A 14532-nucleotide genomic window follows, 5' to 3' on the forward strand; every position below is an offset into this window, starting at 1 on the left:
TCAGCTGCCGCGGGTGAAGAGCTTGTCCTGGGTGGAACCGGTGGTGCACAGCTTCTTTTCCTCGCTCGTCATCTTGCGGGACTTGACCACGACCGCGCTGTGCTTGCCGTCCGTGCCGTTCGGGGCCGGGCCGGTGACCACGTCGGGGACGAACCAGTAGTAGTGGCCCCACTTGGGGTCGTCGTAGTGGGTCTGCCAGGTGCCGGTTATCCGCTGCATCACCTGGGCGCGGGAGATCCAGCCGACTTCTCCGGGCCGCACGTTCACGGTGAAGGAACTCGTCTCCGTGTGCGTGCTCTGCCACGTGTAGTTGTACGTCGCGGTCACACTGGCCGTGATGATGCCTTCGATGCCTCCGCCCGCCGTGACCGAGCCGCCCACCGAATGGGAGGAGCCGACGGTGTCGGCCCAGGACATCGACTGGGAGGCGGGCGAGTCGGTGCAGTTGTAGAGCAGTTCGGAGACCTGGCGGGGCTCGCCGAGGTAGGCCTGGCCGATGCCTGGGGAGTTGAAGGTGCACTTGCCTTCCCCGGACGCGCAGTCGGCCATGATCTGCTCCGCGGTGGGCTGTTCCTCAGCCGCCGCGGGGACGGCCGTCGCGATCACTCCGAGCGCGGTCGCCGTCAACGCCAGCGTGCGGCTGCCGTAGCGCAGTGTGCGGTTCTTCGTCATGGTTGGTGCCTCTCACCCTTGCATGGGGGGACAGTGACCACACCCTCCCTTTTACAGGAGGGTGTTCAGTCACCGCCTGGTGCCCATGAGGCTCACGTAAACCGCAGTCCATCTACACCAAGGAAAAGCAAAGTTGTAATTGATTTCCAGAAATGATGAAGAGTCAACAGAGCGATTTGAGCCCGGAGTTGGGGAGCAGGGCGCAGATCAGTTGAGGGGATCGAGGGTGAGGTAGGCCTGGCGCGGGTTGCCGTCGTGCACGAGGGACTCGTGGTGGCCCACGTCGTCGAAGGCGAAGGCGTACGCCTTCCCGTCGGCCATCTGGGCGTGGGTCTTGCGGGCGTAGTGGTTGGTGACGTTGTCCTTGTAGAAGGCGTCGGCGCTGGAGTCGGGCTGGTTGGGGTTGGTCAGCAGGGTGGAGCGGTTGAAGCCGGCGCACAGGGTGCGTGAGATCGGGCCGCGGACCTGGTCGTTGGGTGCGTCGAGCTTTCTGTGGCAGCCGAAGACCGATGAGGCGTCCGGCTTTTCGAAGCTGGTGACGGTGGTGCCGGCGCCGTCGGTGAAGCGCATGACGTTGCCGAAGACGCGGCCGTAGTACCTCGTGCCCGGCCGGTCGGCGAACGGGGTGACCGTCAGGGTCGAGGTGGAGTACTTCTGCCAGACGCGGTTGACGTAGTCGTCCATGACGGTGGCCGGCAGTGCCCCGGTCTCCAGGCCGTACAGCGGGGACAGGGCGCGCAGTACGGTGCCGTCGGGGCGGGTCTGGATCAGGTTGGCCCAGCCTCCGGGCTGTCCTCTGAGGGCGTTGAAGAAGCCCTGGTAGCCGCCGGGCTTGAGGCGCCCGGTGGATGCCGTGGTTCCGTCGGCTCGCTGCACTCCCACCGCGTACGGTGCGGAGAACATGTCGACCTGTGTGCTGTTGATCCACAGACCGGCGTCGTTGAGGGTGTACTCCGACCAGTTGAACAGGATGTTCCTGTTGGGGTCGGTCGGGTTCTGCACGGCGGGCTGGACCAGGCCGCCGGTGGTGAGTCTGAACACCAGCTTCTGGCCGTAGGAGAAATACACGCGGCCGGAGAACTTCGGCATGCGGATCGTTGTCGACTGGCCCGCTGCCGGGCCCGGGATCGACGCGTCGGGGGCGGGAGTCGGCGGGTTGCCGCCTGCCGGCCAGGGGTGGAACGTGCCGTTCGCGTCGGCCCAGCCCTGCCGTCCGGTCGACAGTTCGGTGCCGAGGTTGTAGATGTATACCTGCTCGCCGCGGGCCGAGTTGTTGGTGATCTTCAGGGGGATCGTCGCCGGGACGGCGGCGTGGGCCGGTGTACTCGCTGCGGTCGCGAGAAGTGAGCCGGTCAGGGCCGTGGCGAGGGACAGCCCGACAGCCGCGAGGCTGCGTCTGAGAGTGCGTAACATGCTCTGTCTCCGTTCGACAGGTGGCCGATCCGGGAAGGGGTGAGAGCGCTCTCAGAGCGTGCCGCTTTGGTCCGGACCTGTCAATGCGCCGGGACAGATGCGCGGTTGTGCGTCCGTCCCATGGTCCGGCATGGCTGTCCGTGACGCCGACCGCCTGGGGGCGGCGTCACGGACAGGGGGTCAGCGCCCGAGTGCCCGGTCGGTCTCCTCGCGGAGGAGGTCGACGTAGTCGCGGGTCCAGGCCTCGATCGTGGTGCGGTCCCACAGGTCGGCCGAGTACTCGACGAAGCCCTTCAGTTCGTCGCCGGCCGGGACGAGACCGAAGGTGAGCAACGTGCGGGACGCGGCGGGGGCCAGGTCCTCCACCGCTGTGGTCAGGCCGGGCAGTTCCACCTCGGCGTCCAGGGAGCTCTGGTACGCGAAGCCGACGTCCAGCCGGTCCGGTACCTCGACGCCCGTGCGCTCCTGCAACGCGGGGGCGATCCGGCGCACCGGCATGGCCTGGTCCATGCACTCCACCGCCGTACGGGCGACGCGGTCCGTCAGGGCGGCGAAGGCACCGGCCGCGCCGCCCCGCACCGGAAGCGCGAAGCCGGAGATCGTGCAGGCCAGCAAGGATTCGAACGCGCGGCGCTCACGGTTGGCGTAGGAGATGTTGAACACCACGTCGGACTGCCCGGACTTCTGCGCGAGCAGCCGGCCGAGGGCGGCCGCGGTGACGACGAACGGCGTCGTGCCCCGCTGCCGCGCGAGGTGTTCGACGGCAGAGCGCACATCGGCGGGGACCGTGAACATCACGGCGCCGCCCCGGCCGCTCGGGTGCTCGGGCCGGGGCCGGTCCACGGGCAGGCCGACCGTGAACGGCACGCCGTCGAGCTCGCGCAGCCAGAAGTCCAGCTTGCGTTCGTCGGTCGCCCCGTCGGCCTGTTCCCGCTGCCAACGGGCGTACTGGGCCGGCTGGCACTGCACGGGTGGCAGGGTGTGGGGTTCTCCCCGCAGGGCGGAGCCGTAGAGCGCGGCCAGTTCCTTCAGCAGCAGGCTGACGGACCATCCGTCGCACGCGGAGTGGTGCAGGACGAGGAGCAGCACCCAGGTGTGCTCGCCGGTGCGCAGCAGCCGCAGGGCCATCGGTGTGCCGCGGGTGGGGTCGACGGGAGTTTCGGCGGCCCGGGTGCTCGCCTGGTCCAGGGCCCGTTGCCGCTCGGACTCGGGGCGTGCGGTGAGGTCCTCGATCGGCAACTGGACCGGGCCGGGCCGCAGGACCTGCTGTTCCCAGCCGTTCCCGCTGCGGGACAGGCGGGTCCGCAGTCCCTCGTGCCGTTCGACGAGCCGGGTCAGGGCGGTGCGCAGGGCCGCGACGTCCAGGTCTCCGGAGAGGGTGATCCGCAGGGCGACGTTGAAGACCTGCGGGAGGGGGTGTTCGGCGTGCACCGTGGCGAAGCGGGTCTGCTGGGCGGTGGCGGGTGCGCTGTGCTCCACCGTGCCGGGGGCGTCTTTGGCCTCGGCGGCCGGGCCCGGTGTCATCTCCGTGAGCGTTTCGGCCAGGTGGGTCGTCATGGCCCGCAGCGTCGGCTCCTGGTAGAAGCTCAGCATCGGGTACTCGGTGCCGAACTCCTCCCGGACCTGGTTGACCAGCCGCATCGCGGTGATCGAGTGGCCCCCCAGGTCGAAGAAGGAGGTGTCGGCCGTGACGGTGTCGGCGTCGATGCCGAACTCGGCTGCCCACAGGCGTCGTACGCGCCGTTCGATGTCCGAGTGATGGCCGGACGCCCGGTCCCCGCCGGTGCCGCTCTGCCTGCGGGAGGGTGCCGTGGTGACGAGGTCGGGCGCCGGCAGCGCGGTGCGGTCCAGCTTGCCGTTGCCCGTCAGGGGCAGGGCGGTCGGGATCCGCCAGGCGCGCGGCACCAGGTACTCCGGGAGCCGTGTGGCCAGTTCCTCGGCCAGGAGGTCGGCGAGCGCCTGCCGGTCGTCGGCCGAGGCGCCGATCGGGTCGGCGGGGACGGCGTAGGCCGCCAGATACGCCTCTCCCCGGTCGTTGCGGCGGGCCAGCACGGCCGCCTCGCGCACGCCGTCCAGGGCGTTGAGCACGCGGGAGACCTCCTCCGGCTCGACCCGGAAGCCACGGATCTTGACCTGGTCGTCGGCCCGGCCGCAGAACTCCAGTTTTCCGTCGCCCGTCCAGCGGACCAGGTCGCCGGTGCGGTACCTGCGGGCGTCCGGGCCGCCGTCGGGGTCCGGCAGGAAACGCTCCTCGGTGAGTTCGGGGCGGTGCAGATAGCCGCGCGCGACGCCGGGGCCGCCGACGTACAACTCCCCCGTCGTGCCCACGGCCACCGGGCTGCCGGCGGCGTCGACCACGCTCAGCGTCACGTTGTCGGCGGGGCGCCCCAGCGCGATGGGACGGGCGGGGTCCTGCTCGCGCGGGGACACGGTCTCGGTGGTGCACAGGACGGTGACCTCGGTGGGCCCGTACACGTTCACCGTCTCGTACGGCGCCTCGGGCCGCGGGCGGGTGCGCAGGACGTCGCCACCGAGCAGCAGGTGACGCAGTGGCGGCTGGTCTGCCGGGGGCAGGCGGAGTACTTGTTCGCCCAGGGCGGTGGGGAGGATGGAGAAGGTGACTCCTTGCTCGGCGTACCACCGGGCCAGGGCGAGCGGATCCCTGCGCGGTTCCTCGCCGGCGATCGTGACCGACGCTCCCGCGGTCAGCGCCGGCCATATCTCCAGAACCGAGGCGTCGAAGCTCTGGCTGCACACCACGGCACTGCGGTCGGCCGGGGTGAAGGCGAAGCGCCGGTGCTGCCACTCGCACAGGTCGACCACGCCGCGGTGCGTCAGCACGACGCCCTTGGGAGTGCCGGTGCTGCCCGAGGTGTACAGGACGCAGCACGGGGACCGGGTGTCGGAGGCGGGCATGGTGGCAGGCGGGTCAGTGCGGCCGGTCGCATCGGCCGGTACGACAGTCACGTGCCCGGGCAGGTTCAGCGCGGCGGCCTCGTCGTGCGTGGACACCACGGTCCGGGCCCCGCACTCGGCGACGACCTGCTCGGCGCGTGCCCGCCCCAGGGACGGATCGAGCGGCACATAGGCGCGGCCCGCCTTGAGCGCGGCGAGCATGGCGACGACGAGGTCGGCGGAGCGTGGCAGCCACAGCGCCACCACGTCGGCGTCACCGTCGGCTGTGCTGTGCTGCCCGCGCAGGACTGCGGCCAACTGTCCTGCGCGCTCGTCCAGTTCGCGATAGGTGAGGCGGCTGCCGCCGCTGATCACGGCCGTACTGTCCGGTCGCACGGCTGCCTGCCGGGCGACGAGGGCGTGCACGGTGGTGTCCGCGGGCGGGCGGGCCGGGCCGCGTTGCCAGGACCGCGGTACGGACTCCCCCACGGTGGCGGTCTCGACGGCGGCCGGGGCGAGCCGCGACAGGGGGGCCTCGGGAGTGGCGACCGCGGCGGTGAGCAGGTCCCGGAAGGTGGCGAAGAACCCCTCGACGGTGTGCTGGTCGAACAGGTCGGTGTTGTACTCCAGATGGCACCGGATGCCCTGCGGCTGGTCGGTGAAGTAGACGGTGAGGTCCGTCAGCGCCTTGTCCGGACCCACGTCCAGCGGTGTGGCCTCGATACCGGGCAGGTCGAAACGGAACGGCTCGGCACGCTGGAACTCGGCGAACGTCTGGAACACCGGCGTCCGGTCGACCGCCCTGGCCGGGGCGAGTTCCCGCACGACCTTCTCGAACGGCACCCGCGCATGGTCGTACGCGTCGAGGGCGACCGAACGCACCCGGTCCAGCAGCGCGGTGAACGCCGGATCGCCGGACAGGTCGAAGCGCAGCGCGAGGGTGTTCACGAAGAACCCGAGCACGTGCTCGGCCCGCTCGGTCCGGTCCGAGAACGGGGTTCCGACGACGATGTCCGTCTGCCCGGTGATCCTGTGCAGCGTCGCCGCGTACCCGGCGAGCAGCGTCATGAACAGGGTGGTGCGGCGGCCCCGGCTCAGCTCGCGCAGCCTGCCGGAGAGTCCGGGGTCGAGTGTGTGGAACGCCGCCCGGCCGTTGGAGGTCATCGGCGACGGGCGCGGCCGGTCGGTGGGCAGGGCGAGGACGGGCAGGTCGCCGCCGAGGGTGCGGCGCCAGTGGGCCAGGTTCGCTTCGGCCTCGGGGCTGTTCGCCGACGCCGTCTGTTCCCTCGCGTGCTGGGCACAGCTCCAGGTGAGGGCCGGAAGGTCGGGGGTGGTGCCGTCGCGTTCGGCCCGGTAGAGGGCGGACAGGTCGCGGGCGAGGACGGTGGCCGAGGCCGCGTCGACCACGATGTGGTGCAGGGACAGGACGAGGACGTGCTCCGCCTCGGCGAGCCTGACGAGCCGGGTGACGAACAGCGGGCCTTCCGCCAGGTCGAAGCGGCGAGCGCTCTCGGCCGCCAGGACGTCCTGGACGGTGGTCCGGGGGTTGCCGGTGCCGTCCACGACCTCGAAGTCGGGCTCGGCGGATGCCCGTACCAGCTGACGCGGCTCACCGCCGGTCTCCCGGAAGACGGTGCGCAGCCCCTCGTGCCGGGCCACGAGCCCGCGGAGTGCCGCGTGCAGGGCGGGTACGTCGAGGGGGCCGTCGAGACGCACCGCCTTGACCTCGTTGTAGGCGGTACGCCCCGGGAGCAGGCGCTCCAGGAACCAGATCCGCTCCTGGCCGGGCGACAAGGGGGCGTCGCTGGGGGCCGGCTCGGCGGTGGACGGCCGGCGGTGGCGGCGGCGCAGTGCGTCCAGGCGGGGCAGGCCCGAGCGCAGCTCGTCGGGTGCGACACCGAAGTCGACGAGTGCCACGATCTCGTCGGCACCCGCCGCGGTCACCGCGTCCACGACCGGGCGGACCGTGTCCACCGTGCCGATCAGGGCGCGCTGGTCGCAGTAGCGGCCGTAGGCCCGGTGGAACACGGCCTCGAGATCGTCCTCGCTGAGCGCGGCCAGATCGACGCTGTGCCCGAGGCTGTTGGTGACGCCGCTGAACAGGGACAGGGACGCGCGCATGTAGCGGGACAGCGGTTCGTACGCCTCCGTCCTCGCGGTGTCGTGGTCCTCCGCGAGGTAGGTGTGCAGCAGGACGGCCACCCGCCCGGCGTCCGGGTCCAGGCCGTGCCGGGCCCGTGCGCTCCGGTAGCGGGCGATGTTCTCCGTGAGCTGTTCGACGCTCTGGGTCATCAGGTTGGTGACGATGCCCAGGCCGTGGCGGGCGGCCAGTTCGTACGAGGCGGGGTTGCCGACCACCGCGGTGTACATGGGCGGATCGTCCTGCACCGGCCGTGGGAAGAGCCGCAGGTCGGCGGCCTCGCCGTCACCGGTGGTGCGGCGCACCGCCTCTCCGCGCCAGAACCTGCGCACCTCCTCCAGCTGTTCGAACATCAGCTCCTTGTGCCGGCCGAAACGGTCCGGGAAGAAGGCGAAGTCCTTGGAGCTCCAGCCGCTGGCGACACCGATACCGACGCGCCCGCCGGAGAGGTTGTCGACCATCGACCACTCCTCCGCGACCCGGATGGGGTCGTGGAGGGGCAGGACGACGGACCCGGCGTTGAGACGGATGCGCTCGGTCTCACGGGACAGCGCGGCCGCGAGCACCGCCGGGTTGGGGAACAGGCCGCCGAAGGAGTGGAAGTGGCGCTCGGGCATCCACAGCGCGTGGAAACCCTGCCGGTCGGCGAACCGGGCGACCTCCATCAGGAGCTCGTACTGGCCGTGTCGGGGCGCCGAGGCGTCCTGCGGGTAGTCGCCGAAGAAGTAGACGCTGAAGTCGGCGGTACGTGGGCCGGTTTCGGCGGTACGTGGGGCGGCTTCGACCACGCGCGCCGTGCGGGAGCCGGTGACCGCCGCGGTGTTCCAGGCCATGGACGCCAAGGGGGCGGCGGATGTCCGCGCCGGCGCCACGGTGGGTGCCGGGTCCGGAGATGAAGTCGGAGCCGGGTCCGGAGACAGCCCCGGAGCCGGGGACGGAGGCGCGGCCTTGGGCACCACGGGCCGCCCGCCCGGGAAGAACCCCGCCGACCGCAGCTCGCGCAGCGAGTCCCGTACGGCGTCGGCCACGAACTCGATGTCACCGTCCGAGTGGGCCGTGGACAGGAAGAAGTTGCGCCACTCCCAGACGTGCACGCCGCGCAGCATCAGGTGGTGGTAGAGGAGCTCCATGTCGGCCCGGTGCTCGAAGCGGAACTGGGAGCCGAAGTGGGTCATCCGCAGCGGGTACTCCTCGGCCTCGAAGAAGCCGTTGAGCGTCGCGGCCAGTTCCGCGGTCCGCGCGTTCAGGCGCTCCTGGAGGTGCGGACTGTGCTCCTTGAGGTGCGTGAGGACAGCGCGGGCGGCGACCATCGACACCGGGTGCTGGATGTACGTACCGCCGAAGAACGTCGTGTCGGCGGGCGGGTAACTGTCGTCGCCGTACGACCAGTAGCCGCCGTCGACACCGTCCATGATGTCGGCGCGGCCCGCGATGGCACCGATGGGGAAGCCGCCGCCGAGGAGCTTGCCGAACGTGGCGAGGTCCGGAGTCACGCCGTACAGCTCCTGCGCGCCGCGCGGGGCGGGGCGGAAACCGGTCAGCATCTCGTCGAAGAGCAGCACGATGCCGTGGCGGCGGGTCAGCTCCCGCAGCTTGCGGACGAACTCGGCCGGTTGGAGTGAGGGGTGCCTGCTCTGCACCGGCTCCACGACGACCGCTGCGATGTCGCCGGCGTGCCGGGTGATCGCCTCCAGGGCGGCGTCGCTGCCGTAGTCGAGGACCAGCAGATCCGAGACGGAGGCCTGCGGGATGCCCCGGGAGACGGGCACGGTGATCTGGTCGGCGCCGCTGCCCGAGGCGCGGCCGAGGACGTTGTCGGCGTGGCCGTGGTACGCGCCCAGGAAGGTGACGATCTTGTCGCGGCCGGTGGCGGCGCGGGCCAGGCGGATGGCCGCCGAGTTCGCCTCCGTGCCGGAGTTGGCGAAGGCCACGCGCTCCAGTCCGGTGAGTTCGGCGAGGAGTTCGGCCGCCTCGCCGGTCTCGATGGTGCGGGGGCCGAGCTGGATACCGCGGGACAGGTGCTCGCGTACGGCCTCGGTGACGAAGTCCGGCTCGTGGCCGAAGAGGAGGACGCCGAAGCCCATGGTGATGTCGACGTACTCGTTGCCGTCGACGTCCTCCAGCCGCGCCCCGCTCGCCCGGCGGCCCGCGATCGGGTACAGCATCTCCTTCGTGCCGCTGCGGAATCCGACCACGGCACGGCTGTCGGCCAGGACGCGGCGGTAGCGCTGGGCGATCTGCTTGGAGGTGGGAGTCCTGGCGGTGTAGCGGCGGACCAGGTCGTCCAGATGCTTCTGCTGGGTGTGCGGGGAGGCGTCCCGCACCATGCCGGAGTTCCTCGCGACCGACACCCGAGGGCCGTGGACGCGTGCCGGTTCGGGGGACCGCTGCTCCGGGCCGGGGGTTCCGTCGCCGATCTGCCGGGCGATCCGCTGGGAGAGCTCCTCCATCGCGGCCAGGTCACGGTCCAGTGCGGCGGATATGCCGTTCAGCCCGCTCACTTGGCCACCCTGCCGTTGAGCCGATCCGTCACCGAGGCCGTCTGGAGCGCGAGCAGCTGGGAGAGCTGGGACATCATCTGGAGCTGTATCCGGGACATCTGCTGGATCTTGTCGGCCAGGTCCTCCAGCTCCTCGCGGGTCGCGTACTCCGGAGCCGGGGCACCGGCGGCCGGGGCGGGAGCGGGAGGCGCCGCGGGAGTCGGGGCGGGAGCAGGAGGCGCGGCGGGAGCTGGTGCGGGAGCAGGCGCCGGCGCCGGTGGGGCAACCGCGGGCTCGGGGTCGGCTGCGGCGCGTGGTTGCGATGCGCCCACCCCGGTGGAGCCCGCGCCCGCGGCGTCCACCGCCGTGCTGCCCGCGTCCGGCATACGGGCCACGATGAACTCCGCGAGCCGCCGCGGCGTGCCCGTCTCCTCCAGCAGCTGCCGCATGGTCACCTTGACCTGGTGCTCCTGTTCCAGTTCCCGCAGCACGCTGATCATCTGCAAGGAGTCGGCGCCGAGGTCGAAGAAGTTCGCGTCGCCGACGATCGCCGACGGATCCCCGCCGAGATGCCGGGCGGTCGCCTCGACGATGCTGTGCAGTACTCGTGCGACCGCTGCCTCTTGCTGAACCACTTCGGCTCCCTTGCTCGCTGATGTTCCCGTGCTGAGGGCCGTCGGCGCCGGCCCCGTCCAGTGGTCCTGATGCTGGAATCGGTATCCGGGCAGCGGGACGCGTCTGCCGCCGCTGCCGGCCAGGAGCGTCTCCCAGGCGACGTCCGCTCCCGCGCAGAGCAGCCCCGCGGCCGCACCCCAGAGGGCGCCGAGCCCGGTGCCACGCCGCAGGGACGGCAGGGCCCGTACGCCCGGCAGGGCCCGGCGCGCCAGACCGCTGAGAGTGGTGTGCGGCCCGATCTCCAGCAGTAGGTCGGGCTGCTCGGCGCCGATCTCGCGCAACGCCTCGTCGAACCGGACGGGCTCGCGGGTGTGCCGGAGGAGGCGGTCCGTGTCGGGGATCCAGCCGGGCGGGCGGGTCACACCGTCCAGGGCGCTGACGAACGGGAGCAGCACCGGGCGGAAGTCCACATCGTCGAGGACCTTCCGGAACTCCTCCAGCATCGGTTCCATCGAGGCGGTGTGGAAGGCGCGGGTCACCGGCAGCCGTTGACCCGGTGTGCCGCGGTCGTCCAGCAGTTCGCACGCCCGATCGACGGCGGCCACGGGACCGGCGAGGACCTGGGCACGGTCCCCGTTGGACACGGCCGCCTCCAGTCCGGGAACCTCCGCGGCCAGGGCGAGGGCGCTCGCCCGGTCGAGCGGCGCGGCCACCATCGCGCCGGGCGCGCAGCGCTGCCGCATCAGCCGGCCGCGTTCGGTGGTCAGGCGCAGACCGTCCTCGAGCGACAGGGCTCCGGCCGTGTGCAGCGCGGCGTACTCCCCGACGCTGTGCCCGGTCACGGCGTACGGTTCGACACCGCAGTCGCGCCACAGCCGGACGAGGGCGCATTGCAGGGCGAACAGCGCGGGCTGAGCGGTGTCCGTGCCCACGAGTGGCGCCTCCCCCGAGTCCTCCCCGCACAGCGCCGCGAGCAGGGAGTCACCGGTGAGGTCGCGGTAGTGCTGGTCGCAGGTGTCGAGCACCTCGCGCACGGCGGGGAAACGCGCGTAGAGGGCGGCGGCCATGCCGGGGTAGTGGCTGCCCTGGCCGGTGAACTGGAACGCCACGCGCGGGGCGCCCTCCGCGGGGGTCGTCCCCGTGGTCACCGCCGCTCCGGGGGTTCCGGCGAGCCAGGCGTCGAGGGCGTCGGCGAGGGCTGCCGGGGTGGAGCCTCGGGCCGCGAGACGGTGGCGGCCGTGAGTGCGGCCGAGGGCAGCGGTCGTGACCAGGTCCGACAGGTGCGGTGCGGGTGGCTGCCGTAACCGGTCGCGGAAGGCCCGGGCGTTGTCCGCGAGGGCCTGCGGGCTGCTTCCGGAGACGAGCAGCACGTCGGGAGGAGCGGCCGAGCCGGTCCTGGGCGCGGGTTCCGGGGCCTGTTCCAGGATCAGGTGGACGTTGGTGCCGCCGACGCCGAGTGAGGTGAGGCCCGCGCGGCGGGGTGTGTCGCCCGCGGGCCAGGGCCGGGCGGTCCGGGGGATGTAGAAGGGGCTGCCGTCGAGGTCGATGAGGGGGTTGGGCTCGCTGAAGTTCGCCATCGGCGGGATCACGCCGTGCCGCAGGACCAGCAGGACCTTGACGAGTCCGGCCAGTCCCGAGGCGGCGTCGAGGTGGCCGATGTTGGCCTTGGCCGAGCCGAGGGCGCAGTAGCCGGCGCGGTCGGTGTCCTCGCGGTAGGCACCGGCCGCGCCCTCGAACTCGATCGGGTCGCCCTTGAGCGTGCCGGTGCCGTGCGTCTCCAGGTAGCCGATGGTGTCCGCGCCGACGTCCGCGCGTCGCAGCGCCTGGCGGATGGCGGCGTGCTGGCCCTGGGCGCTCGGCGCGGTGAACGCCGACTTGCCCGCGCCGTCGTTGCTGACGCCCCAGCCGCGGATGACACCGTGGATCGTGTCGCCGTCGACGACCGCCCGGGCCAGCCGCTTCAGTACGACGGCCAGGACGCCGGTGCCTCCCACGGTGCCGTCGGCGCCGGCGTCGAAGGCCCGCAGGCGGCCGGACCTGGACAGAATCGAGCCCTTGACGTGGCGGTAGCCCAGGACCTGCGGCACGTGGACGGCGGTGGCGCCGACGAGGGCGATGTCGCAGTCGCCCATGAGCAGCGACTGGGCGGCCGCCTGCACGCCGACCAGCGAACTGGAGCACCCCGTCTGGAGGTTGACGGCGGGGCCGGTCAGGCCCAGCCGGTAGGCGACGCGGGTGGCGGCGAAGTCGGCGTAGTTGCCGACGGTGATCTGCATGTTCGCCGCCCAGTCGGACGTGGGATGGCTGGGCAGGACGTTGTTGAGCAGGTAGTTCTGGAAGGTGTACAGGTGGTATCCGGTGCTGGCGTAGACGCCGACGCGGGAACCGCCGCGTTCGTCCGGGTAGCCGGCGTTCTCCAGGGCGTGCTGGGCGCACTCCAGGAACAGGCGTTGCTGCGGGTCGGTGAGCCGGGCCTCGCGGGGGCTCATCCCGAAGTGCTGCGCGTCAAAGCCGGCGATGTCGTCCAGCAGGCCGGAGGCGCCGACGAAGTCCTCCGCCTCGTACTCCTCGGCGGGGACACCGGCGGCGGCGAGTTCCTCGTCGGTGAAGCGGGTGATGCGGTCGGTGCCGTCCCGGATGATGCGCCAGAAGTCCTCGGGCGTGTCGGCGCCGGGCAGCCGGAAGGCCATGCCGATGACGGCCATCCGCGGGTCCGGGTCGCTGGCGTTCATCAGCCGCGTTCCTCCGTCATGGTCGGTGTGTCGCGGCCGGCGGGTTCCGCCGCGGGCGGGGCGGGTGTCGTCCTGCCCCGGCTGACCAGCCACAGGAGCAGTGCCGCGCACAGGGCGATCGCGAGGCCGTGGAAGGCGGCCACCACCTGGAGCGGCGAGAAGGTCTCCAGGAGCGCGCCGCTGACCAGCATGCCCAGTCCGAAGCCGGCGTTCTCGGCGGAGGCGGTGAGCCCGAAGAGGCGGCCGCGCTGGTCGTCGGGGGCGGTCTGGAGCCTCGACACGTAGACGATCTCGGTGAATCCGTCGGCGGCTCCGGCGACGAGCGCCGCGATGACGGCCGGCACGGTCGGCAGCCCGCTGAAGACCACGATGAACCCGGCGGACATCACACAGGCGCCGAGCGCGAACGCCCGCTCCCCCGGTGTCCGCCCGGTCTTCTTGGTGACCCGGCCGATCACCTGCTGGGCGACGATGTTGCCGATGGCCCAGGTGGCCCAGAACTGGCTGATGAACGTGGCCGGATGGTCAGGGTCGAGGCTGCTGGAGTAGATGGGGAGGGCGACGTTGTGGGAGGACGAGCCCAGCCCGTCGACCGCCCGGATGGCGATCATCGCCATCAGCAGCGGTGCCGTGCCCAGCAGCATCCGGGCCGTCCAGCGTGCGGCGCCGGAGTCCTTCGCGGAGCCGCCGCCCGCGGCGTCGGTGGCCGCCCTGGTGCGGACGGGAAGCAGGGACAGCACGGTCGCGGAGACCAGGAAGGTCCCGGCGTCCAGCGCGAACGCCGCCGTGTAGCCGAGCTCCGCGACCACCACGCCCGAGGAGGCGAACCCGGCGATCATGGCGAGTGAACGCCCCGTCACCAGCAGCCCGTTGGCCCGGACCCGGTGCTCGGCGCCGACGATCTCGGGGATGCTGCTGCGCAGGGCGACCTGGGAGAGCGTCGAGCAGCCGCCCGTGACCACGGCCAGGACGTACAGCAGCCCCGGGCGGGTGCCGTCGGGGGCGAGCAGCAGCGACAGCAGGGCCACGGCCTGGCACAGGTCGGCGCCGACCATCAGGCGCTTGCGGTCGTGGACGGAGACGAGCCGCCCGCTCACCCAGCCGGACACGACACTGGTCGCCAGGCGTACGGCCATGAAGAGGCCGGCGGCCAGCGCGCTGCCGGTGGCGTCGTAGACGAAGACGTTCAGCGCCACCATGTTCAGGTAACTGCCGTACGCCGAAATGCCGTTGCCCAGGACGAGCAGACGGAAGTACCTCATGCACCTTCCCCTGGTCTGCATGAAGGGTGTGACTGGAGTGAGACCGCGATCGCCCTGCCCGCCTGCTCAGGGGCGATACGGGATCCAGGCGGACGGCGGTCGCGGGCGTATTCGCCCGTCGCGGCCGCCGGTCATGCCCCCTCGCAGGCCCAGCACAGAAACCATTCCCCCCAAGAGGCCGCCGGACGGCGGCCATCGGTCCGCAACCCAAGCAGATCCGGACTGACGCGTTCAAGACTCCGAGACTGGTCTAGACGACTTTCGGTCCGGATTTGGCGATTTCGGAACGCTCGGGAGCGGACCTGTCCTCACCTGGCGTTCAG

At 71.7% G+C, this 14532-nt stretch carries 5 protein-coding genes; all 5 read right to left on the reverse strand.

Annotated features, from left to right (window positions below):
* The 5 genes from ABFX81_RS31680 to ABFX81_RS31700 all read right to left on the reverse strand — a co-directional run bounded on the left by ABFX81_RS31680 (position 1) and on the right by ABFX81_RS31700 (position 14209).
* On the reverse strand, positions 1 to 672 hold the full coding sequence (locus ABFX81_RS31680; protein WP_086847538.1) for a hypothetical protein: 672 nt from the start codon (positions 670 to 672) through the stop codon (positions 1 to 3).
* Positions 673 to 879: 207 nt separating this feature from the next.
* Positions 880 to 2085: a beta-1,3-glucanase family protein gene (locus ABFX81_RS31685; protein WP_086847540.1), complete on the reverse strand. Its 1206-nt coding sequence runs from the start codon at positions 2083 to 2085 to the stop codon at positions 880 to 882.
* 180 nt (positions 2086 to 2265) lie between these two features.
* A complete protein-coding gene (locus ABFX81_RS31690) occupies positions 2266 to 9621 on the reverse strand; it encodes a MupA/Atu3671 family FMN-dependent luciferase-like monooxygenase (RefSeq protein WP_346139007.1) in 7356 nt (2451 codons plus the stop codon).
* The gene (locus tag ABFX81_RS31695) at positions 9618 to 12947 is read right to left on the reverse strand and encodes a type I polyketide synthase (protein ID WP_346139008.1); all 3330 of its coding nucleotides are present in this window, start codon (positions 12945 to 12947) and stop codon (positions 9618 to 9620) included. The genes ABFX81_RS31690 and ABFX81_RS31695 overlap by 4 nt, the downstream gene beginning before the upstream one ends.
* A complete protein-coding gene (locus tag ABFX81_RS31700) occupies positions 12947 to 14209 on the reverse strand; it encodes an MFS transporter (protein WP_086848482.1) in 1263 nt (420 codons plus the stop codon). Before ABFX81_RS31700 ends, ABFX81_RS31695 begins: the two co-directional genes overlap by 1 nt.
* Positions 14210 to 14532: the final 323 nt, after the last annotated feature.

This window comes from Streptomyces coeruleofuscus (genome assembly GCF_039532725.1).
In the GTDB taxonomy this organism is placed as follows: domain Bacteria; phylum Actinomycetota; class Actinomycetes; order Streptomycetales; family Streptomycetaceae; genus Streptomyces; species Streptomyces coeruleofuscus.

Excerpts from the sequence above, each read along its gene's own strand:
- ABFX81_RS31680 (WP_086847538.1), bottom strand. The coding sequence starts at position 672 with ATGACGAAGAACCGCACACTGCGCTACGGCAGCCGCACGCTGGCGTTG.
- ABFX81_RS31685 (WP_086847540.1), bottom strand. The coding sequence starts at position 2,085 with ATGTTACGCACTCTCAGACGCAGCCTCGCGGCTGTCGGGCTGTCCCTC.
- ABFX81_RS31695 (WP_346139008.1), bottom strand. The coding sequence starts at position 12,947 with ATGAACGCCAGCGACCCGGACCCGCGGATGGCCGTCATCGGCATGGCC.
- ABFX81_RS31700 (WP_086848482.1), bottom strand. The coding sequence starts at position 14,209 with ATGAGGTACTTCCGTCTGCTCGTCCTGGGCAACGGCATTTCGGCGTAC.